The sequence below is a fragment of the Paenibacillus sp. FSL R5-0928 genome (assembly GCF_037970385.1).
Taxonomy (GTDB): domain Bacteria; phylum Bacillota; class Bacilli; order Paenibacillales; family Paenibacillaceae; genus Paenibacillus_AQ; species Paenibacillus_AQ odorifer.
On the sequence record NZ_CP150225.1, the window covers coordinates 3,909,882 to 3,931,059 of the forward strand.

The following is a 21,178-nucleotide window of genomic DNA, read 5'->3' on the forward strand; positions in this document are numbered from 1 at the left end:
CCGAGCTTTTCTTTTTTATCAAGTATACTTCAAAATTCTTGCCATGATGTTGTCAACAATAAGAGGTTATGATTAGTTCATTACATAAAGGGAGCTGAAACATATGAAAATTGCCGTTTTAGGAACAGGGTTCGGAGCTTATCATGCAGAATTATTGACGAAAAATGAGCGTGTAGACAAAGTTATTGTTTATGGTAGAAATGAAGCTAAGCTGCAAAATTTAAAACAAGCGTTAGGCGTTGAGATTACCACAAATATAGAGGATATCATGCTTGAACCCACAATTGATGTGATCGATATCTGTCTGCCCGTAACTTTACATAGACAGTTTGCCGTTGAGGTGCTTAAGCATGGGAAACATGTATTCTGTGAAACACCTGTATGCTTTAACAATGAAGATGCCCTTGCGATGAAGGAAGCAGAACAACAGTATGGCAGACGAATCCTCGTGAACCAATTTATTAAATTTGATCCTGCGTACAAATATTTATACGAAACCACTCATCAAGAGAAATATGGAAAGCTCTTAGCCTTCACCTTAAAAAGAGAAACGGCACCTCTGTGGGGGGATCTCGGACTTCATTCTATCTCCACAAATCTGATGATTCACGAACTTGATTTTGTTACCTGGCTGCTTGGATCTTTAGAAGAATACTCTGTGTGGGGAACCGATGGTGGACGAAATGAACAAGCGTTAGTACGTACCCATTTTCAGAAAACGAATGTCTCCGCAGAAATCGTTGTATCCTCACAAATGCCAGCTGGTTATCCTTTTTCCGTAGGGTATGAAGCTTATTTTGAACAAGGAAAGCTTGTCTATCAAGAAAGTGACGACATGAACGGAAAGGTTGAAGGATCATTAATTGAATATACCTCTGCAGGTAAACAGCAACTATTGATAGAACAAGCTAATCCTTTTGAAAAGAGTATTACGCATGCTCTCCAATGCTTAGAGGAGGGTACTTCATCCATAATCGAGTTAGACCATGCCCTACAAGCTATGGAACTAGCAATAAAAATAGAAAAAAAGCTTGTGTAAACATAGAGGTTGGTGTTAGGTATCCTTTTTCATGGTTTTGTTTGTGGGGGTGTAGAACTTATGGAATTAGTGGATTGTAGCTAGGGTGAGGAATAGGTTTTGATTTTTCTATTGTGAATTTTTCATATGTTGAAATTGTAGAAAGAAAGAGTGAATTTAGTCCTTTTTGGTAAGCTATGCTTAGTTTTTGTTCATAAAAAGCTGTTATTTCACAGCATTTTGGAGGGATTTCATCCTGGGATTAAGATAGTTCAATTAGAGGTTAAACTAGTCATACGATGGAAATTCTCAAAGATCGTGGTCCCTGCTGATATTGTGGAGGTAATGTCCGAGGAAAATAGGGTTTTTAGAATGGCGCCTTATAAAACCAGCGGCAGTCTTGGACTGGAAAATAAAGTCCTATCTTTAATCCACCTCTATTACTCTTCTCATTTAAAGTACACACCTACATCACGTTATTCTGCCCGTTAGCTGAACAGGCTGCCTATGATCTCGGCAGCCTGTTGTCATTGTGCTATCGTGCCCCATTAGCGTAAATAGCGAGATTTATTAAATCTAACGATTAGTTTCAGAAAACTGAATCGATTGGATTGTATCAGTTGATGGGTCAAATTGGATTGATACAAAAACCCCAAACTCGTTACCTGCTTTGCTTCTAATCCATAGTTTGAATTTCTCTTCAGACTTTTTAGGTGTTAGTTCAGTACGACCAATGTGCTTATAATCAATTATGACTGCATTGTATCGTTTTTGTGTTTCCTCTACTGCAATTTTGCCCCATTTTGCGTATTCAGGCGCAGCCTCTACTGTAACAGTGGAAAAAATAAGTATCACCAAAAATGATATCAGTATTTTTTTCATAATAACCGCCCATCTGGAGAAGTTTTCAGTAATATCTCCCACTTTATCCAAATGTATTCTTAAACAACTTAATGCCAGCGTGCAGTCTACAACTTTATTTTTTCAATTAATCAAGATCTAGATTTAGGAAAGTCAGATATAATAAAGGGTTCCACATATTATACATGACTAATATGTGGAACCCTTTATGCTTAACTATCGTACTCCATTAGGATTCCTATGGAAGGAATATTTTAAGTCGCATTGTTACTCATGTGGCATCTTGTCCATATCCATATATACAACACACTTTCACTTTTCCTTAAATGCTGATACCTTCATTGTATTGAATTCATCAACTCATAGTAATATTTAGAATCATTAGTCTTATTAAGGCTATACCAGGCGTCTAATGTTTTTAGAGAAAACACATCCAAAGCTTTCAAGATGTGTGCAGAAAATTCCAACGGAGCTATTCCAGATGCTGTGATCAGTTTTCCATCCGTTACAGCAGACTCCATTTTGTAATACTTTTCTCCTGTATAAGTGGGACAGATCATTTTAAGGTATTCCAGATCATTGCTTGTATGCCCACGTGAATTCAGCAATCCTGTCTGGGCAAGTCCCATTGTAGCACCACAAATCGCTGCAACCCATATACCTTCCCTTAAACACCTTTCAGCGATTTTTAAGAGGGGGTGGTGAATGGTTTCTGTCCATGTATCTCCACCGGGTAAAATCAATAGATCTGATCTTTCAATGCTGCACTCATCCAATTTGATGTCAGGCAGTATTTTCAATCCGCCCATTGTAGTTACTGGAGTCTTATCAATTCCCACGGTAACTATTTTTGACGGGACCAGCCCCTTTTTATAATATCTTCCCGATTTCAGTTCGGCAGTTACGTAGCCTATTTCCCAGTCTGCCATTGTGTCAAACACATAAAGATATACCGTATTATTCATTTGCAAGTTCTCCTTATTTTACAATTCATCTAGTGATACCAACCATCGGTAATCAATGATTATCGTCATTATAAAATGACTTCACTGACATCCGCTGTCAGTGAAGTTATTAAAGTTGATAATATTCCAATAACTCCGACACCACACCAACAAGTTTTTCCTTCAAACTCTGTGGTTCGATTACTTGAATGGATTTCCCGTAGGATAAGAGAAAATTAGGAACATAGGTATGAATTGATTTTTCCTCAAGTAAAAAGATTGCTTGATTTGATGTACGCTCTTTCAGATGATGCCCCAAAAACCAATGCAGGCATAAGTCATCCAACGCCTCTGACCTACCTTCGATAACTAAAGCAATTAACCCGTCCTTGCCGACTAAATCAGGTAATAGATTTCGCAAAAAAAATTCCCGAGCCAAAAAAGCTTCGGAACGTTTAAATATGTTTTGAGTCCGCTTGATTTGTAAAATCCGTTCTACCCGAAAGCTGCGAATCTCATTTCTCAGGTGGCAAAATGCAACAATATACCATTTATTGTTCCAGTACACCATACCATAGGGATCTATCACCCTAGTCTTGGGTTGATCATCACGGCGTGTGTGATAATCAATTTCTACAGAGAACTCGTTTGCTACAGCTTGCTCCAATTCCGCTAATACTGGCTGAATAGAAGGATCTCCCCTACGGTTTATAACTTCAAATCCGGCTAAATGACGGCTGAGAACACTTTCCTGTTCCTCATTCGAATACATTTTCAATTTGGATGTCGCATTACCTAATGCCTCACTCAAAGGGTATCCGGCTTCTTTTGCAAAAACAGCAGCATGAAGAAGTGCTTTTTTTTCTTCAATATCAAATAGCAGTGGTGCTCTGATAAAATTATTCAGTAGGCTATACCCGCCATTATGACCAGTGTCGGATATTATAGGCACTCCACTGGCACTTAGCGCATCAATATACCGATAGACTGTCCTTATATTTATTTCTAACTTTTCGGATATTTGTTTTGCGGTCATTTTAACACCCGAATTCAGCATCCATAGGATTGCCAGCATATTATCGTTTTTTGGCATCACATATACCTCATCTTTTATTAAGATCGCTCAAAATTATTAGCTTTGCGAATCGCCTGCATCCCTTTATTCATCGATCTTCCAGCCTTTCAATCCTCACTTAGCAATCTATAAACAACAATCTGCAATTTTTAACATTGCTGCTCTTAGCTCAACCCAACAATCTACTTTACCACAACTTGTGATACAGTTCACCGCGCTGTTTTTAACGGTGAGTTTTTGGGTCATCCTTTGCAGGATGCTCTTTCTTTGATCCGCTAGGTTCCAATTGCCCTAACCGCCGTTCAGGGGACTAAAGAATATACTCAGCATATACATCACCTCGAAGAATGGATATTTCCAGTTCAATAAACTTGAGTGATGCGTATAGACTTTACCAAGTAGACAGTTAATAACGCCTTTACACAAAAACAAACTTACCATGCGTCTGCTCATGAGCAGTAACGCACGGTAAGTTCCATCAATAATAACTCTTTATTTGGTAATATGTTGTATTTTTACGAAAATATCTTCCTTCTTCATTTATTTATGCCGTCATCAGTATTTAAGCTCAATATTCTTCCACATGGTATTCCCTTCCTTGTCGAAGCCTGTCATCTCGGTAGCGCTCATCAATTCGCCTGTTTTGACATCAAAGAAAGCGCTCATTCTCAAACTGTCATTCTCACGATTAGGAGAATTTGGCGAGATACCCATAACTCTTAGCAGCAGACGTGTTTTGGAGGAGTTAGGATCAGTATTATACCTGCTGATAGTAAAATGATACCCCTTGATCCAGTCATCTGCTATAGCAGGATTTCCTGGTTTCATCCCCAGTCTCTCAACAGCTTGTTTAACTGCATCGGAAGAATCGATTTGAATATCAGATATCGCATACTGTCCTTTTACAAGTAAATTCTTATCGTGCTTTTTCACATCAGTCTTAATGGCCATTCCATTATCGATCTTGATATAAATAAAAACATTCCCTTTCTTGCTGCCAAATTCGAGATTCCAAGCATCTCTTGTTCCATCCGAACCATCGGTTCGTTCCTGGGAAACAGAAGTGTCATCCGTGCTTGTTATGTTAATAAGTAATGGCTCTTCTTCCGTAAGCTTATTCGCCTCTGAGTACCCAAGGCGCAGTGCCTCCATCGCGGTTACGCTCTTCTTTTCATTGGTTCCCTTATTCGTTATTGTGGCAGCTGGTTTCTCTGTCTCGTTAATCATCTCACTGGTTGTTGTGACGGCCTGTTCCTCTGATTTGTTAGAAGAGCCGTCGAAAAGAACATTTTTCATACTGAAGAATAGAACGACCATAATCACAATCAATGTAATTGAGGCTATGCTAACATATTTCTTCTTACGCAAGGCTGCTTCTCCTTAGTTAATAAGTATAAGAAACTTTGGTTACGCCATAATTAACTGCTGAAGTAGTATCCGTACTGTCCACACAATGACGATTAATTTTTCCAATTTTTAACACAACAAAATCATACAATAATATTTCTTCAAATGCAATTTTTGTCGCATATTTAAAAATAATGGCTATTATTCACATTAACTCGAAACGAAATTGATCCTAGCTCACTGGTTTCAAGGGTTAAACTTGCCCCTATTTATGATACAGTTCACCGAGTATGATCTTAAATTAAGCTGCCCGTAAGCTAAATAAGCTAAATAAGCTAACAGTCATTCCCTCAAATCCTTTGATAGACCTCCGCATAGGAAAACTTAAGTTGTTCTCGCAACTTTTTATTTTCTTCTTCGAGTTCTTCATCTTTCGTTTTAACAACGCAATGATGGCGTCCTTGTTGTTTTCATCCATCTCCCGCTTAATTTGTTTCGGTGTCGGCACTTGAACTTGCTGCTGACGAAGCGATTCAACGCGAACACGTATCTCAGGATTGTCTACCCGGTAAGCACTTTATTATTCAGTCTAATACTTGTTTTCATCGAACGCCAACAGATAATTGCATTTCTCCCCCTCATGCGTTACACTCTTTATATTGACAAATTTGCAGGTCTATATTAAAAAAGGAGGTTAACGCGCCCATGTGCCCCCGTACCAAAGAACAAAATGAGCTCATACGCATGCAGCGCAGAGAACAGATCCTGGACTTCGCCGCGCATACCTACTTCCGTACGGGCGGAAGCTTTGATATTCGCGACGTCGCCCGCGAGGCTGGTCTCGGTTATGGCACGGTATACCATTATTACCCCAACCGGCATTTACTAATAGAAGATGTGCTGAGCAGCGGCTTCGAGCGATGTGAGCAAACCCTGACTCAATGGGCGAACATCATCCGGGACAACCCTGACGACAGGCAGTTGTTAACGTATTGCAAGACGCTACTCCAGTTGTGGCAGTCAGATGCCCGCGCATATCTCGTCTACAAAATGGCAGCGGAACATTTTACAGGCTTGCCAGAGAAAGATCGGCACCCTGCCAAGAGACGATTCATGGAAAGGCTGTATGTTCCACTCCAATCGACTATGCAGCGTGAAGACGACAGCATCAACCTTATGCTTGCCGTGTTGGTCGGCTGCTGCGGGCTGCACTACTATGCGAGCAATTCCGAGCTGGACATCGATCGAATCGCCCAGCTCGCGATACAAGCCATTACAAAGGAGTCCTGAAACAAACATGGTTATCTTAAAAAGCAAGTATGAAATCGAAGCCATCCGCAAGGCATGCCAGGTTGTGGCCGAATGCCATCGCACAATTGCCCCGCTCATCAAACCGGGCATCACAACGAACGAGATTGAGCGCATATTCGAGGATATTATTTTGAAGCACGGCGCCAAACCATATACGAAGGGCTACAATGGTTATCAATATGCGACCTGTGCCTCCGTCAATGACGTAATTGCACATGGCTTCCCTACAAATAAGCCACTTGAGGAAGGCGATATCGTGACGATCGACACGGTAGCGGAGCTCGACGGCTGGCTCGGCGATTCAGCCTGGAGCTATGCGGTCGGGAAGATCTCACCGGCGGCTGAGAAGCTGATGCGCGTCACGAAGGAGTGCCTTGACCTCGGCATCGCGCAGGCACAGCCCGGCAATCGGCTAGGAGACGTGACGAGCGCAATCCAGCAGCATGCCGAATCGAACAACTTTGGCGTCGTGCGCGACCTTCTCGCTCATGGCATCGGTCGTGACCTGCATGAGGAGCCTACCTATATGCATGTCGGCAAGCCCGGCAAAGGCCCCCGCATCAAGGAAGGCATGGTATTCACGATCGAGCCCATGATCACTGAAGGCACCTACAACATGACAATTGATCAGGACGGCTGGACCGCCCGGACACTGGACCGCAAGCTCGCCGCCCAATACGAGCATACGATCGCCATCACCGCTGAAGGTCCACAAATCCTGACCGCGCAATAGAACAATTAGAAGCCGACCAACGAGAGGGTCGACTTCTTTTTTATTTATTGAGCAGAACTTCTTTCTTCATCCGATACATGTGTGATCTTCTCACATAGGTGGAGAAAAAGAATGTCCCGCGGACCGATTGAATTCTTAATGCGAAAAGTATGCTAAACTTAGGAACAACAAAATCCCCCTCAATCTGAGGGGGGGGGTTCTATTGCAATGCATTACGTTTCTCCTAACATTTCCTACAAACGCTAATGATAGATGAAGATGACGGAGAAAACGGCGTTTTATTCCAGTCAGCATATTGATGTTCGACGCGAAAGCCGTGACGGGTTAATAAAGAATGCAGCGTATTCGGATCCGTGAACCGACAAGCAATCCGGGAAGTCGTTCGCTTATACCCCCAATCACGCATCGTGACCCAATGCATGATATGCTGGCCAGCATCGTAACATTGTGTGCCTGATACCTTGACGTTATTTCCATCCTTATCAATAAATGATCCCCATTCTGTCTCCTCTTGATCGGATAAATCCGTTCCCTCCGGATTACGGGTCTCAAATGCAAAGATTCCATGAGGTTGTAAATGTTTGTGAACGGTCGTGAGCAAATCGCTTTGATCTTGATCACTTAAAAATGCCTGAAATGCATTACCAGTCAAATAAATCATCGAAAATCGCTTGTCCGATTCGAAGGTACGGGCATCACCTTCCATAAAAGTAACAGTCAGCCCTTTCGCCTTCAACCGCGCATATGCAATCATTGCTGAAGAGATATCTACACCGGTCATTGTTATACCGGCTTTCGAGAGGGGGATCGTTGTTAAGCCTGTACCACAAGCAAGTTCTAACACTTCCCCAGGACTCGATCTAGCAAGCTCAAGATAGAACTGATATTTGTCCATTTCACCGTCAAATTCAAGATCGTAATTTACCGGATCTTGAAATTCTTCAAGATTGCTATGTTCAATCAACACCATTCCCCCTTTCATTTCTTGTTATAATATAATCGAAATAAATGCTCATCGACAGCCATCTCGCTTAACAGTATTATTTTACTATTTTTTTTGATAACACGTTTGGTGACAAACGGTTATAATCAATTTTTATCAAACCTACCACTCCTCGTTAGTTCAACCATGAACATTCCATTTCATATTTTATAAAATATACTTTCACCTTTGAGGAAGGGGCGACAATACTCAGCGCATAATTTGGGCATTCTTTCACGCATCCAGGCATGAACATGTACATTCTCCATCTGGAAGACGTAATATCCAATAATAGCGACCAACATTAAACCTTCCAACTGCAGTAGATCATTCGCTGTATTTTCGCACTCTCTGTAATAACCCTCTAGGAAAGTATCTCTTCGATCGGATGGCAGCATCATAGCTCCCATGGCTACATCAAGTAAGGCATAACCGTTACCGAAAAAGCCAAAATCGATGAAGCGCACCTCTCCTTCGGTTGTGATGATGATATTACCCATACACAAATCCCCATGAATAAGGTCAGGGCCAGCCTCCCCGCCACGGTCATCTAACCGGGAGTTGATCAATTGCAGCGTTTGTTCAATGACATTAGCATCAGAAGGCGTAAATAAATTCTTTTTCACACCCGAATGAATCACACGGATCATCCGTTCATTATAAGCTTTACCTTGACTCGGTCGAATCTCCATACCTGTATGTTCGTACTGCCGAAAAAAAGTATGCAGTTCAGCTATTTGCGATCCCAGTTCTTTTACCAGTTCAAGATTGTTAACATCATTCATATTCATGTCTCTTCCATCCAGCCAGGTGAGGACGGAGCAGTTTAGCAGTTCACCTTCGTATTCAATGATCGTAATAAGTTCACCCTCATTGTTTCTTACGGGAGTCTGTATTTCGTTGCCGCTCCAGCTTCCCAGCTTCTCAAGCATTTGCAATTCCCCAAGAATGCCGCCGTATGTATGTTGCAGACCTTTCATGTCATCTATAAAAGGGTCATGAATGCGGAGTAAATATGATTTTCCCGTTCTGTCATTAACACGATAGGTTCTGTTCTCGTTATGCCTTAAGAAAATAATCTCAGGCTGTTGGATATCGTACCTGCCTAGTAAGTCCAAAAGCTTCTCGTTCGTCATAAGGACTCCTTTAAAATAGAAGGATTCATTGATTCAATCTTCGTCTGAATCATAAAAATTGAAATCTACTACATTCCAAAAATCATTCGACTCACCAATTGTACTTCTACAACATTTTCGAAATATCCTGCCTATAGCTTGACGAAGCTGCCGGAATGTTTTTCGCGGCAGCTTCGTAGTGAAAGGATATTCAGCTCTCAGTCTCATTAATCCAACCAAACTCTTTTATTTCTTAGTGATAGGCATCCATATTTCGCTTTTAAAATTTGGCGATGTGATATCTTTGTGCTCATTCCAAAGAATTTCAGGCCCTTTAATTAGCTCATATCCCGATGACGGAGCCCATTCCGAATATATTCGCCCCCAGATCTCTTGTAGCGCACTCGGAAAAGAGCCGACGACTGTGAATACAGCCCACATGGAGGCCGCCACTTCCAGCTGATCCAAGCCATTCCATGCGTCTTTCGTAGTGGCAACGCCAATATAATGATCGAACTCTCCTTTTTCCTCCATACGCCCCTCAGAGAAATTTGTAGAGGCGCTTATAAACCCTGAGGGCTCAACATCGGAAAATCTCTTCATCTCATCAATCATTTCCGGCGTCAACCCTTCATACATCGACGCAATCTCCGGATTGACCCCTTGGAAAATGATTGGTACCCGTTTTTTTATGCCCACGATGTGAAAAGATTCTTTGTTTTCAATACGGTAATTCATTTCATTTCCTCCTTTGATAGTCAGCTGAAACGACATCCGAGGGAACGCCTTAAGGGATTGTCCATGGACCCGAGCTTCCGAAGGATTTACCCCATGCATGCTATGGAAAGCCCTAGAAAAGGAATCAGGCGAATTATAACCATATTTCAGAGCGGCATCGATAATTTTGATATTACTTTGTGAAAGCTCGAGTGCTGCCAAGGTTAGACGTCGACGCCGGATGTATTCCGACAGAGTAATGCCTGCTAGGAATGAGAACATGCGAGTAAAATGATATTCCGAACAGCAGGCTATTTTCACAACCTCCTGATAATCAATTTGATTTGTTAGGTTCTCCTCAATATAGTTTATTGCTTTGTTCAGTTGTACCAGCGTATCCATGACGTTGCCTCCCCTCGTTAATTATAGGTTATCAGAGAAGGTTTTTACCTTCCCGACTTTTTCTGCACGATTCTGTAGGGTTTTCATGTTTCGATGAACAGAGACTCGATATGAGGAAGTAAAATTCTTCTCACAAGAAGGACTACTTTTTTTGAATGTCAAGGTCATAGTTAACATAATCATAATTATGTTAACTATGACCTGAAGTACGTTCAGCAGTTCGTTTGTCCACTCACTTTCACTGCCTTTTCATAGCAAGCGCAAAACGCTCTATCGTCTCTTTTGACAACCCATTTACGTTCTTATTTTTTCCTTTTACCATCCGCAATACAAACCGATCTAGCAAAGTTAGCTTCTCTTCATAGATCTCATCTCCAAAAACTTCTTTCGTCACCGATTGGTTATATAACACTTCTGGAAACGCAGATTTCAATTCTTGTGAGGCCTCCTCACCTTTTGCTCCTGCACAAATAAACAATCCTACTCGTTTTTTCCCTAGTTCATTTTGACATTTTGTTGTAAAATCAGTCATTTGTTTTTGGATTTTTCCATAATAAATAGATCCTCCCAAGATGACCGTATCATATCGTTCCAGTGTCGGCTCTTTAGCATGCATCAGGTTAACTACTTCGGTTTCTTCGCCCAGTTGAGATTTTAATAAATAAGCCGCTTTCTCCGCACACCCATATTTCGAGGTAAACATAATTATTGCCTTCATTCTAATCGCTCCCTTCCGCTCGCTAGTTACTTATTATCTTTAGGGTTCACGTACATGCTTTAACAAAATAACCATACAAGCAGCAATAGCTACAGTCATCGTCGGAAAAATTACACACTCGGCTATAGACACAGCCACACCGCTATAGATCATTGCCGCCAGCATTGCCGTAATTGCTAGCAGTAATGTAACTCCTTTGAAAACAACGACAGTTGCCAGTAGGTACCCAAAAGGTTGTCTACGAATGACCATAATCCCCGTAACAATTGCTAATGGGACCAAGATCGCAAGATCCAAAACTTGAATTACCAACGTACTATAGTGCTCTAGCCCTTGTGGCGGTATTCCCCCCAGTAGTGAATTCAGTATTTTCCCTAGCCAGAGAAATAAAATCATAAAAGCAATAACCATTAGTGAAAAGCCGATTCCTTTAGAAGGTAAACTGTTTTTAAAGTAAGTATGTATGGATTCTTTATCGAAGGAAAATAAAGCTAGGATGAATGCGAAAAAACTTAAAGAAAACAACAGCACATAAACTAAAAACAATGAATTGTACATCGTCAGAAAGCTGTAGGATGCGTAAGTATATAAAAAGTACCCCAGAGTGCCCGTAAGGAGCATCCTCCCCTTTATCGAGCCTTTAATTGTCATGATGAGCGAACTGAGCAGTAAAGGTATGGCAAGAAATAATGTAACTCCATCCTGTGCTTTAGCTTGTGCCGCCGCAGAGACAGAATCATGGCTGTACACTCCTGACCCCTGAAGCTTTACATCCTCGCCCCATATTGACGTAAAAGTATATTTTGTTCCATCACTTATCCCATCTGAAAACAACCCAACCGCTGTTGCAAACACTGCAATAACCGAAATCAACACCGACAGCACTACGACTTTCCTTATATGTTTTATAACAACCTCCCCCTCCCTTCATGAAAATATTTAGATTTTACCTGGAGGCAATAGCAACCATTGAATCCAAATGACATGAAATCAGAGCTTCGACCTGATCATCAGGCAGATCTTTTTCGACAAGCAAACGCATAATTAAACCGAACGCTGCACTCCATATCACCTGAGCAGTGAGTTCTACGAAAGCTTCCTCACGGTTTTTCTGTGCTTCAAATCTGAACAGGCCCTGGCAGAGCATCCCAATCGCTTTACGCTCCTGGGCTGCTCCTCTAAATAGAACAGCTGTGTAACTAAGAACAGCCGGCGTATCGTTTAGCATGACATTCCGGTATTCTACACCCGTGGAAAGAGACATCCTGATGAACTTCTCCAATGATCGTTTTAAAAGTGTATCTGGAGGTAATTCCTGCTGTACCTCTTGTTGCATAGACTGAAGCTCAGTAAGCATATCCGTATATTTTTGTTGCAAATAGTTCTCGATAATCTCTTCTTTGCCTTTAAAATAATGATAAATAATTCCCGGTGAATATTCGATTTTCTCAGCGATTTTTCGGATAGAGAGCTTCTCTATTCCCTCTTCGGCAATCAATAAAGCTGCATTTTGCAGGATTAGATTCCTCATTTCTTCACGCTCACGTACTTTTCGTTGTTCTTTAGTCATAAATTTGTCTCCTCATGTGTTGAACATTGTTTAATCTTTGAACACTGTTTAATATATGTTTTGGATTAGTATTATGTCAATATCCTTAGTCACATGTATCCCCCTCCTCCAATCTACATATCTGGACATAAAAAATCCGCCAGTCATTTAGACTGACGGAACCTTTAATTTGTGAGTTAAAGGATTACAGACAGAGGGTTTTAGTAATGATAACCAACAGGATAAACAGAACCAGAATAGCTCCTGTGGAAGTGAAACCACCGTATCCTCCTGCAAATTCGCCCATTGTTGACTCCTCCTTTGTAATTGAGTACATCATAAGATATGCAATATTGCCCTCACTGACTGGGTATTTTGAACACAAAAAATAAACCAACGACCCTTTTTATGGTGAATGGTATAATTAGTTAACATAATTAATATTATGTTAACCTAAGTAGCGAGCATTAGATGCTCCCTACTTTACAATTCGTATATGTGCTTAATCGCTAGCCAGTTATATATAAAATCACAATTTTCTGGCCTTCCGTCTTGACGCTCTCTTGGTCATTCTCCACTGTCGAGAGCTCACTTACTTAGCTCCAGTTTTTCAATCCATTTGCTGTTAGTAGCAAACTCCTTATCTAAAAAAAACAGCAATATAAGGGTTTTTATTTCTTAATCCGATTAATAGTTAATGTGTTGAAGTATTGGCTGGGATTGCCTTGTTGTGGATTAAAGCGCTCTTGAAACTCTCCATGGGTATAGTCCCCGATCACTTTATGCCAAAAATCACGAGCAGGTGTATTCGCACGGACTTGTGAAACCTTCCATTCCCCAGAGTACATATCAAAGAGCTTATGCGCAGCCCATGTACCTACACCACTTCGGCGGTATTTTTGCATCACAAAAAACTCAGTCATATAAAACTGGCCTTCAGGATTACGCAATAACCTGTCCACCAAAGCAAAACCAGCAATATGCCCGTCCACCTTAAACAAATATGCGAATTTATTATTCCCGCTACTCCAATAAGATTCTAGTCCCGGATAGGCCGGAAATACCCCGTCTTGATTGACATCAAATTCCAAATAACGGGTGAAATCATATAGGTAGAACTGCATTAATCTGCTTATAGTATGCTTACGTTCTTTAGGAACCAGCTCAATTTCAAGTTTCATTATGTGCACCTCTGATATTTATGTTTACTTCACATCATAAAGCTTAGCGGCATCAGGAGCAAGGCTCGTACCTAGTTTTCCCTTCATTCAAAGTCCAATATGGGACAAAACATGTTAAGATAGAAAGGAGAAATTTTATGCAATCTATGGAAAAAGGTGAATCACATGAGCGTTCAAAAGAACGATGACCGTAAAAAACTTGATCAAAAGCTACCCCTCATGCCCTGGTTCGTTCAGCAGTTTATTGACTATAAACGGCCTGATCTCTCCCCCTCCACACTGCTGGAGTATATCCGGGATTATGAATCTTTTTTCGGCTGGTTGCGGGCAGAGGGCTTATCCCAAGCCGGCTCAAATACCGAGATCACGCTTCTAGAATTGGAAACCCTACATATGGACAGTATTGTCGGATATCGGTTGCATCTAACTACCCGAGCCGAAGGTACGAACACTCGTGTTACTGTATCCCGTAAACTATCTGCATTACGCTCCTTATTTCATTATTTAAGTCAAATCGCTGAGGACGAGAACTTTTATCCATTGCTTAAGCGAAACATTATGGCTAAGGTTGAGGTCAAACGAACACATAAGCCAAAGGATACTGCTGCTAAATTAAAAGGTAAGATTTTGGAAGATGAGGAATTACTGGAGTTTGTGGGGTACATTTATGAAGGGTATGGACGGGATGTGGAAGGCAACAAACAGGCTTATTATTCGTTTCAATTGAATCACGAGCGTGATGCCTGTATTGCCAGCTTGATTCTGAACTCTGGCCTGCGTGTATCTGAGGTAGTCAATCTAAACGTAGACGATTTGGATATTAACAACAAGCTGCTCTATGTCACCCGCAAAGGGAATAATGACGAAACGTTTAAGACACCCGTCTATTTTAGAGAGCAAGCTAAAGATGATCTAGCTCTTTATCTTAGTCTGCGCCAATCTCGCTACAAAACACCCAAGAGAGAAAAGGCCTTATTTATCTCTCTCCCTAACGGGCGTCAAGAAGGCAAACGTATGACCAAACGTGCGATTCAAGAAATGATTATTAAGTACGCTAAACGCTTTGGTAAACCGTTTCTTACGGTTCATAAGCTGCGTCATTCTTTTGCAACAGATTATTATCTGCAAAATGATATTTATAAAACGAAGGAACAGCTCGGGCACGCATCCACCGAAACAACTGAGATCTACGCTCATTTAACGGATAAAACGATGTCTGAGGCGATCGAGCGGCGTGTCGATAATTAATCATCACAAAAAGGGTGCTCCTACTTCGGTTGAGTAGTTGCTCTTCGCTAGTGCAGAGTTGTTATCGGACTCAGCTGACCTTAAACGCAGGATTATCTCACATTTGAATTGCCAACGGACCCCAAGGTCGCTATTGGCCTTAAATACGCAAATATGAGCTCCATGCTATGAAATAGCGACGCTGAGGTCCGAAACCCCGCTTAAAAGGTGATAAATATGCAAATAAGATCATCTGAGTCCTTAAGCATCTGTGGGTGATTAATCTCGGCACTGGCGCAGGCTAATAACTCCAACCAGCAGAGCAGCGACTCTTCCGAAAGGAGAATTGCTATGATTGTGTCGTCTACCCGGACATTTCATTCTCGCTTTTCTTCAAATTTGAATTACATTCGGCGGGCACCCCTAACCCGATTATTGTTGCACTAAAAACCCACTTACGGTACGCAAGTGGGTTTTCTTATTCTAATTTCTGGGGTAACCCTCCCTTTAAAACCGGTTGTTAGCGACTATTGGGTTAGCAGGAATGCTGTTTTTTGCTTATCTATTGTGAATTTTTCATATGTTGAAATGTTGGAAATAATACCGTTGACCTAGCAATTCTATGGCGATTTCTGTGCGTGCGTGGATATCAAATACCTTTAATTACTCCAATACCTGCGGTGAAATTTTGTTCATCATCGATGGGCAGAGTACCATCCACATCTAGCCCCGAATCTCTCCTGGCAGCTTGATCACCGTTACCTTATCTCCGGCAGATAGCCCCTTTTCTTCTGGGGGTACAACTATCAAACAGTCGCTATCCTTGATCGTGACCGTTACGGAAGATTCATCAATGAGTGCCGGATAAGCAAACAAGCTGCCGTCTTTTATTTCTAAGCGAGCTCGCACAAATCTAGTAAAATTATTCACTCTTTTATAATCTGTACCGAGTGTAACGTTCCATTCCGGTAAAAAAGGCTGAGAAGCACTTTGCATCAGTGAAATCACAGGCCGTGCAAACAGTTGAAACCCAACGAAACAAGCCCCCGGATTCCCGGATAAAGCTAACAGCAGCTTACCCTCTCTAACCGCAGCAGTAGTTACGCTTCCCGGACGCATCGTCACTTTGTTGAACAACATATTACCACTTTGTTCGCGAACCAAGTCGCCCATGATATCATAGTCCCCCACAGAAACGCCACCCGTTGTGATCACAAAATCATAAGTTTCCAGCGCCATCTGTACTTTACTTCTAGCCAGCTCCAGATCATCCACAATAGCGCCTAACATTACTGGAACACCCCCTGTCTCTTTGACTAGAGCTTCGAGCATAGGGGAGTTACTATTGCGGATTTTGCCAGGCTCCAGCGGCTCATGCACTTCCAGCAGCTCTGTTCCTGTGGCAAAGATGGCTACCTTAGGACGACGATAGACTTTCACGGTATGTAATCCAAACGCTGCAAGAACAGCTATATCCCCCGCAGAGATTAACCTTCCTATAGGCAATACAAGATCTCCTTGGCTTAATTCGAAACCTTGAGGTGTGATATTAATGTTTGCCTCTAGTTTTTTTCGAATACCAACGTAAGTCTTTCCTTCCTCTTCACGTCTCTCCGTGACCTCCAGCATCACCACAGCATCTGCCCCAACCGGTACTTGTGCACCAGTCATAATTCTTGCGGCTGTTCCCGGAGTTATATCTACCGCAGGCACTGCGCCACACGGAATATTATCCACAATTTCTAACCATACAACTTGTCCATTAACACAGTTATGGGTGTCCGACGCTATAATCGCATACCCATCCATACTCGAACGATTAAACGCAGGAAATGGGTGTGGAGCAATCACTTTTTCAGCCAAATAACGTCCACAACACTCATCCAGTGGTACGTCTTCTGATTCTAGCAGATTGGCATATTTGATTATTTTGGCCTGAGCTTCTTTTACTTTCAGTGCTTCACGCTGAAATTTATTATCCTTCATAAAGACCTCCGCTCTGAAACGTCGATGTTTGCAGTAATAGGTATTATTTTAACATGAGACCTCTTGAAGTAAAATTATAAACACAAAAGGCCACCATCCATGTTTATGGGCAGCAGCCTTTTCTACAATATTTTTTCCGGTATAGTGATCTATTACTTCTCTACTAGGCTAGGATGCTCTAATTACCTTTACATCCCCAGGGATTATTTTCTCCCCTTCATAAAGCATAAACCGACCATGTTGCCACTCTACACGCAGTAGACGTGAATCATCTGATTGATATTGCCACACATGCTGCTCTCCACCATTCATAAATGGCGTCTGACCTGCAACAGCAACAAAACCTTCATATTCTTCCTCCAGGAAAAATGTATAGCCATCGAGCTCAAGAGTTGCTGGAACCTCAGCAGGATTATCTAACCGCCCGTCGATAGGTCTGTACAATCCATATTGCAGCTGTTCCCGCTCTTCTATATGAAGATAAGATATCTGGCTTCCATCTCTAAGGGTCAGAACTACAGCATTACGGCCCCGATTATGTGTCCGGCCAGTAACTTCATAGGTGACAAGCGATACTTCACAAATGTCTCCGGGAGACAAATTAAGCATACTTTTTTGAACTTCCTGAGGCGCTGGCTTAGAGAAAAGGTTACCTATACGTTTCCACATACTCAACTTGATCGTTCCTCCTACATAAAGGCAGTAATAATTAAAGCACCCGTAATTTGCAGTGAACCTGATAGCAGGCCATATCCGATTTTACCAAGCTGTGTACCATGATCCAGATCCAGCTTCCCCCAATTTGCTAGTAGAAGCCGAACCGTTCTTTCTAAAATTAACAAAAGCAAAAATGATACCAACGAAATCAGCAACGCATCTAACAAACTATTGGAAGCCGCTATCGATGAAGATAAAATGAAGGCCTGAGCTAAAAGCTTCATTACAAACCGTGTAGTCACCGCCATATTTCCAGCCTTTAACTCTTCAATATCGTTATAACGAGTAAAAAGTGAATCTATATACATCAGTACAAACAGCAACACAGCGCCGCTCACCGTCCACACGACCATGGACACCAGAATATGGAGATCCATTCTATAGCCCCCGCTTAATCATTTTGCATGCCTTTCATAAGCATAGATAAAGCGAAGAAGAAACGAATTTCTGTCTCTCCTTCGCCTGTGAACACCAGCCGTGAACCGGCTAAAGATCAAATGTTATTGCTTCTCGTATTGTTTCATCAGAGCCGCCAGTTCATCTTCAACCGCTTGATCTTTGTTCAGCTTCTCGAATTCATCATCCAGAGATTTATTGCCTGAACTCATCTCATTGCTGGCTTCAGCCTGAGCTTCTGCTTGCAGCATTTTATCTTCCATACGTTTGAGACCTGCAGACGCTGAATCGGAGCTAAATCCGCTCATTGCTTTGTTGATCTCGGTTTGAGCTTTGGCAGCGTTATAACGTGCAACCAATGTCTCACGTTTGTTCTTCATTTGGGTAAGCTGTTTGCGCATCTCTTCAAGCTTGCCACGAAGGTTATCCGCAGAAGCTTTGTTCTGATCAAAGCTTGCTTTGTATTCTACCAGTTTAGCTTCAGCAGCATTTTTCTCTTCCAGAGCACGGCGAGCAAGGTCAACATTACCCGCTTGAGCTGCTGCATGAGCCTGTTGGGTACGTTTGTTAACAAGCGCTTCTTGTTCTTCATACAGCTGTTTGAATTTCTTCTCAATGGCGATTTGCGCCGCTACAGCTTTTTCTGCATCTTCTAAATCTTCGGTCATATCACGAATGTATTGATCTGTCATTTTAATCGGGTCTTCTGCTTTGTCAATAATCGCGTTCACATTAGACATGGTTAAATCGCGCAATCTTTTAAATATAGACATGGTTTCATTCCTCCAAAAGATAATTTAATTCCTCACATGCTATCTTTTACGTAGAATTGTCACTACCGTTTCATATTTGTTGCGCTAAATATTGATTTACTTTTAAATTCACAATTTCCACGACTTCCATAATACCTTCTTTCGTGAGATTGTCATAATGAATCCCCATCACTACTGTGACCGTCTTGTTCAGCGCTTCAGCTACTCTGATCGCAATGGGCTCGCTTATCGTGTGCTCTTTATGATGAGGAACCGCTGAAGTCAGTACTTTAACCTGCTCCCCCTCCAGATAAGCAGTACTCGTAGCACCAATATGCCGAACACCTCCACTAATTAAGAGCAAGAGATCACGTCCGACAGTCGTCGCCTTCAGCTCAATATCCTCAGGATCAATCTGGTTAGTAGTCAATAGTATTCCCCTCACTACTTCACTTTATATAATGCCCCGTATTTCCTCTAGTGATTGAATATTTTCTTCAACCATAAATTGCTCAAGCTCTGCAACTAGCTGACTACCTGCACGCAAGTTCATGAAATTATAAGTTCCCACTTGGATAACTGCAGCACCTGCCATAATAAACTCGATGATATCCGTTGCTGAAGTGATGCCACCCATTCCGATCACGGGAATCGTTACGTTTTGTGCAACTTGATGCACCATACGAAGAGCGACAGGCTTAATCGCAGGTCCAGACAATCCAGCATATAAGTTATTGAATACACTGCTTCTGCGGCGGACATCAATCTTCATTCCTGAGATCGTGTTGATGAGTGAGACAGCGTCTGCTCCCTCCTCCTGACACATTTGTGCCATTTCAACGATATTTTCGGCTCCCGGCGACAGCTTTACAGCAAGGGGCAGTTTAGTTGCGCGTCTAACAGCCTGTACTACTTTTTGAGCTTCTGAAGTTTGGATCCCAAACGCAATGCCGCCCTCTTTAACATTTGGACAAGAAATATTCAATTCAATCATGTCCACTGCTGTCTTACCTGCACTCGCACGAGCATCTGCATCCCGCTGAATCATCTCAGCACCAAGAACATAATCTTCAAGTGTGCCTCCGCCCAGGTTGACCAAACGAGCAGTTTCGAGTGTTTCCCAATAAGGGCATTCTTTATCCAAAAATGCAGCTACACCCGGATTCTCGAGTCCCACACTATTCAGCATACCAGAAGCTGTCTCATATACACGAGTGCCGGGATTCCCCGCTTTCGGATTGAGGGTTAACCCCTTGCCAGAGATTCCACCCAGCAGAGACACATCATACAGCTTGCCATATTCACGGCCAAAACCAAACGTTCCAGAGGCCATTATAATTGGATTTTTAAAATGAACGCCAGCAATTGTTGTGTTCAACTTAGTCATGGAAAATCACCTCCTCAGAAAGAAACACAGGTCCGTCTGCACAGGCCTTCTTTTGACCATCACGGCAGGATACACTGCAGACCAGACAGGCTCCAATCCCACAAGCCATTCGGTTCTCTAGAGAAAGGTATAATTTCGTTCTAATGCCTGCTTCTTCAGCAGCAATGCCTTTACGTTGAGCAGCTTTAAGCATAGGGTGTGGGCCGCAGACAAAGACATGATCATATTGGCTGAAATCCACACTATCCAAAATTAAACCGCCAACATCGACTACAAGCTCACTTGCAAGTGGGCGAAACGCTTCTGTCCGGTAAGCTTCACGGCTAAAGCCCAAAAAGATATCACTCCCCGGAAGCTGCTTCGCACAATAATAAAGCGGTGCAATTCCGATCCCACCGCCGATGAGCGCAACCTTCCCTTCGACCTGTGGAAATCCATTTCCAAAAGGGCCCTCAAGCTCTACCGAATCACCTGAACCCAGCCGTGAGAATATCTCCGTACCTTCCCCAACTACGTGATACAGAAATTCAACACTATCCTCGTGTACTTCATGTATACTTAAGGGTCTGGATAGGATGGGGTAAGCTCCCCATGCCCGTAACATGTAGAATTGACCCATTGCTCCGCCACTATTCGTCTCTACCTTAAGGTGATACACACCATCTGTCAGCCGTTCGTTACTTAGAACCGTCCCCACGTTATCAAGCTCCTTCAAATTTTATCTTTATTAAGATTGCCTTAGAAGGAGCATAAAATCTGT

At 42.1% G+C, this 21,178-nt stretch carries 23 protein-coding genes and 1 pseudogene; 4 read left to right on the forward strand and 20 right to left on the reverse strand.

Going from position 1 to position 21,178, the window contains the following annotated elements:
• Positions 1–103: 103 nt before the first annotated feature.
• Positions 104–1,039: a Gfo/Idh/MocA family oxidoreductase gene (locus tag MKZ16_RS17530; RefSeq protein WP_076106796.1), complete on the forward strand. Its 936-nt coding sequence runs from the start codon at positions 104–106 to the stop codon at positions 1,037–1,039.
• 555 nt (positions 1,040–1,594) lie between these two features.
• Here MKZ16_RS17530 and MKZ16_RS17535 read toward each other — a convergent pair.
• From MKZ16_RS17535 to MKZ16_RS17555, 5 genes and pseudogenes are all read right to left on the reverse strand, one after another.
• Positions 1,595–1,900: a DUF3889 domain-containing protein gene (locus MKZ16_RS17535; RefSeq protein WP_038571483.1), complete on the reverse strand. Its 306-nt coding sequence runs from the start codon at positions 1,898–1,900 to the stop codon at positions 1,595–1,597.
• Between the two features lie 317 nt (positions 1,901–2,217).
• Complete coding sequence (locus tag MKZ16_RS17540; RefSeq protein WP_076106798.1) at positions 2,218–2,844, reverse strand: type 1 glutamine amidotransferase family protein; 627 nt, start codon at positions 2,842–2,844, stop codon at positions 2,218–2,220.
• A gap of 109 nt (positions 2,845–2,953) precedes the next feature.
• On the reverse strand, positions 2,954–3,916 hold the full coding sequence (locus MKZ16_RS17545) for a YafY family protein (protein ID WP_076099069.1): 963 nt from the start codon (positions 3,914–3,916) through the stop codon (positions 2,954–2,956).
• Positions 3,917–4,453: 537 nt separating this feature from the next.
• Positions 4,454–5,266, reverse strand: a complete 813-nt coding sequence (locus MKZ16_RS17550; RefSeq protein WP_076106800.1) for a hypothetical protein — start codon at positions 5,264–5,266, stop codon at positions 4,454–4,456.
• 329 nt (positions 5,267–5,595) lie between these two features.
• Positions 5,596–5,807: pseudogene (locus MKZ16_RS17555) on the reverse strand (transposase); the annotation flags it as partial.
• A 182-nt stretch (positions 5,808–5,989) separates the two neighbouring features.
• Between MKZ16_RS17555 and MKZ16_RS17560 the strand changes: the two are divergent.
• A complete protein-coding gene (locus MKZ16_RS17560) occupies positions 5,990–6,535 on the forward strand; it encodes a TetR/AcrR family transcriptional regulator (RefSeq protein WP_256715541.1) in 546 nt (181 codons plus the stop codon).
• 7 nt (positions 6,536–6,542) lie between these two features.
• Positions 6,543–7,289 (forward strand): type I methionyl aminopeptidase, encoded by a 747-nt coding sequence (map, locus tag MKZ16_RS17565; protein WP_036687603.1) that lies wholly within the window; start codon positions 6,543–6,545, stop codon positions 7,287–7,289.
• Positions 7,290–7,512: 223 nt separating this feature from the next.
• Here the strand turns inward: map and MKZ16_RS17570 are convergent, their stop codons facing one another.
• The 8 genes from MKZ16_RS17570 to MKZ16_RS17605 form a co-directional block, all read right to left on the reverse strand.
• Complete coding sequence (locus MKZ16_RS17570; RefSeq protein ID WP_076106804.1) at positions 7,513–8,259, reverse strand: class I SAM-dependent methyltransferase; 747 nt, start codon at positions 8,257–8,259, stop codon at positions 7,513–7,515.
• 173 nt (positions 8,260–8,432) lie between these two features.
• Positions 8,433–9,407 carry an aminoglycoside phosphotransferase family protein gene (locus MKZ16_RS17575; protein WP_076106806.1) on the reverse strand — a complete coding sequence of 325 codons (975 nt, stop codon included), beginning with the start codon at positions 9,405–9,407 and terminating at the stop codon, positions 8,433–8,435.
• Positions 9,408–9,632: 225 nt separating this feature from the next.
• Positions 9,633–10,505 carry an AraC family transcriptional regulator gene (locus MKZ16_RS17580; RefSeq protein ID WP_076106808.1) on the reverse strand — a complete coding sequence of 291 codons (873 nt, stop codon included), beginning with the start codon at positions 10,503–10,505 and terminating at the stop codon, positions 9,633–9,635.
• 238 nt (positions 10,506–10,743) lie between these two features.
• Positions 10,744–11,223 (reverse strand): flavodoxin domain-containing protein, encoded by a 480-nt coding sequence (locus tag MKZ16_RS17585; protein WP_076106810.1) that lies wholly within the window; start codon positions 11,221–11,223, stop codon positions 10,744–10,746.
• Positions 11,224–11,262: 39 nt separating this feature from the next.
• On the reverse strand, positions 11,263–12,108 hold the full coding sequence (locus MKZ16_RS17590) for a hypothetical protein (protein ID WP_081393462.1): 846 nt from the start codon (positions 12,106–12,108) through the stop codon (positions 11,263–11,265).
• A 61-nt stretch (positions 12,109–12,169) separates the two neighbouring features.
• The gene (locus MKZ16_RS17595) at positions 12,170–12,793 is read right to left on the reverse strand and encodes a TetR/AcrR family transcriptional regulator (protein WP_076106812.1); all 624 of its coding nucleotides are present in this window, start codon (positions 12,791–12,793) and stop codon (positions 12,170–12,172) included.
• 184 nt (positions 12,794–12,977) lie between these two features.
• Positions 12,978–13,079: a sporulation protein YjcZ gene (locus MKZ16_RS17600; protein WP_197069683.1), complete on the reverse strand. Its 102-nt coding sequence runs from the start codon at positions 13,077–13,079 to the stop codon at positions 12,978–12,980.
• A gap of 364 nt (positions 13,080–13,443) precedes the next feature.
• Positions 13,444–13,953 carry a GNAT family N-acetyltransferase gene (locus MKZ16_RS17605; protein WP_076106814.1) on the reverse strand — a complete coding sequence of 170 codons (510 nt, stop codon included), beginning with the start codon at positions 13,951–13,953 and terminating at the stop codon, positions 13,444–13,446.
• A gap of 165 nt (positions 13,954–14,118) precedes the next feature.
• On the opposite strand from MKZ16_RS17605, the gene xerS reads away from it, so the two are divergent.
• A complete protein-coding gene (gene xerS, locus MKZ16_RS17610) occupies positions 14,119–15,201 on the forward strand; it encodes a tyrosine recombinase XerS (protein WP_076106816.1) in 1,083 nt (360 codons plus the stop codon).
• 702 nt (positions 15,202–15,903) lie between these two features.
• On the opposite strand, the gene glp is transcribed toward xerS, so the two are convergent.
• The 7 genes from glp to MKZ16_RS17645 all read right to left on the reverse strand — a co-directional run bounded on the left by glp (position 15,904) and on the right by MKZ16_RS17645 (position 21,115).
• Positions 15,904–17,166: a gephyrin-like molybdotransferase Glp gene (gene glp / locus MKZ16_RS17615; RefSeq protein WP_076106817.1), complete on the reverse strand. Its 1,263-nt coding sequence runs from the start codon at positions 17,164–17,166 to the stop codon at positions 15,904–15,906.
• 168 nt (positions 17,167–17,334) lie between these two features.
• Positions 17,335–17,841, reverse strand: a complete 507-nt coding sequence (locus MKZ16_RS17620; protein ID WP_036687616.1) for a DUF4178 domain-containing protein — start codon at positions 17,839–17,841, stop codon at positions 17,335–17,337.
• A gap of 14 nt (positions 17,842–17,855) precedes the next feature.
• Positions 17,856–18,260 carry a DUF350 domain-containing protein gene (locus MKZ16_RS17625; RefSeq protein ID WP_036687618.1) on the reverse strand — a complete coding sequence of 135 codons (405 nt, stop codon included), beginning with the start codon at positions 18,258–18,260 and terminating at the stop codon, positions 17,856–17,858.
• A 123-nt stretch (positions 18,261–18,383) separates the two neighbouring features.
• Positions 18,384–19,052, reverse strand: coding sequence for a PspA/IM30 family protein (locus MKZ16_RS17630; RefSeq protein ID WP_036687619.1), 669 nt, complete (start codon positions 19,050–19,052; stop codon positions 18,384–18,386).
• Between the two features lie 70 nt (positions 19,053–19,122).
• Positions 19,123–19,461: a hypothetical protein gene (locus MKZ16_RS17635; protein WP_254924479.1), complete on the reverse strand. Its 339-nt coding sequence runs from the start codon at positions 19,459–19,461 to the stop codon at positions 19,123–19,125.
• 24 nt (positions 19,462–19,485) lie between these two features.
• Entirely contained in the window at positions 19,486–20,418 is a 933-nt protein-coding gene (locus MKZ16_RS17640; protein ID WP_036687621.1) for a dihydroorotate dehydrogenase, read from the reverse strand.
• Positions 20,411–21,115, reverse strand: a complete 705-nt coding sequence (locus MKZ16_RS17645; protein WP_076106819.1) for a dihydroorotate dehydrogenase electron transfer subunit — start codon at positions 21,113–21,115, stop codon at positions 20,411–20,413. Before MKZ16_RS17645 ends, MKZ16_RS17640 begins: the two co-directional genes overlap by 8 nt.
• Between the last annotated feature and the right edge of the window lie 63 nt (positions 21,116–21,178).

Bases quoted from the DNA above. Each gene is read 5' to 3' on its own strand.
- MKZ16_RS17530 (WP_076106796.1), top strand. From the start codon at position 104: ATGAAAATTGCCGTTTTAGGAACAGGGTTCGGAGCTTATCATGCAGAA.
- MKZ16_RS17535 (WP_038571483.1), bottom strand. From the start codon at position 1,900: ATGAAAAAAATACTGATATCATTTTTGGTGATACTTATTTTTTCCACT.
- MKZ16_RS17540 (WP_076106798.1), bottom strand. From the start codon at position 2,844: ATGAATAATACGGTATATCTTTATGTGTTTGACACAATGGCAGACTGG.
- MKZ16_RS17545 (WP_076099069.1), bottom strand. From the start codon at position 3,916: ATGCCAAAAAACGATAATATGCTGGCAATCCTATGGATGCTGAATTCG.
- MKZ16_RS17560 (WP_256715541.1), top strand. From the start codon at position 5,990: ATGCAGCGCAGAGAACAGATCCTGGACTTCGCCGCGCATACCTACTTC.
- map (WP_036687603.1), top strand. From the start codon at position 6,543: ATGGTTATCTTAAAAAGCAAGTATGAAATCGAAGCCATCCGCAAGGCA.
- MKZ16_RS17570 (WP_076106804.1), bottom strand. From the start codon at position 8,259: ATGGTGTTGATTGAACATAGCAATCTTGAAGAATTTCAAGATCCGGTA.
- MKZ16_RS17575 (WP_076106806.1), bottom strand. From the start codon at position 9,407: ATGACGAACGAGAAGCTTTTGGACTTACTAGGCAGGTACGATATCCAA.
- MKZ16_RS17580 (WP_076106808.1), bottom strand. From the start codon at position 10,505: ATGGATACGCTGGTACAACTGAACAAAGCAATAAACTATATTGAGGAG.
- MKZ16_RS17585 (WP_076106810.1), bottom strand. From the start codon at position 11,223: ATGAAGGCAATAATTATGTTTACCTCGAAATATGGGTGTGCGGAGAAA.
- MKZ16_RS17595 (WP_076106812.1), bottom strand. From the start codon at position 12,793: ATGACTAAAGAACAACGAAAAGTACGTGAGCGTGAAGAAATGAGGAAT.
- MKZ16_RS17600 (WP_197069683.1), bottom strand. From the start codon at position 13,079: ATGGGCGAATTTGCAGGAGGATACGGTGGTTTCACTTCCACAGGAGCT.
- MKZ16_RS17605 (WP_076106814.1), bottom strand. From the start codon at position 13,953: ATGAAACTTGAAATTGAGCTGGTTCCTAAAGAACGTAAGCATACTATA.
- xerS (WP_076106816.1), top strand. From the start codon at position 14,119: ATGAGCGTTCAAAAGAACGATGACCGTAAAAAACTTGATCAAAAGCTA.
- glp (WP_076106817.1), bottom strand. From the start codon at position 17,166: ATGAAGGATAATAAATTTCAGCGTGAAGCACTGAAAGTAAAAGAAGCT.
- MKZ16_RS17625 (WP_036687618.1), bottom strand. From the start codon at position 18,260: ATGGATCTCCATATTCTGGTGTCCATGGTCGTGTGGACGGTGAGCGGC.
- MKZ16_RS17630 (WP_036687619.1), bottom strand. From the start codon at position 19,052: ATGTCTATATTTAAAAGATTGCGCGATTTAACCATGTCTAATGTGAAC.
- MKZ16_RS17640 (WP_036687621.1), bottom strand. From the start codon at position 20,418: ATGACTAAGTTGAACACAACAATTGCTGGCGTTCATTTTAAAAATCCA.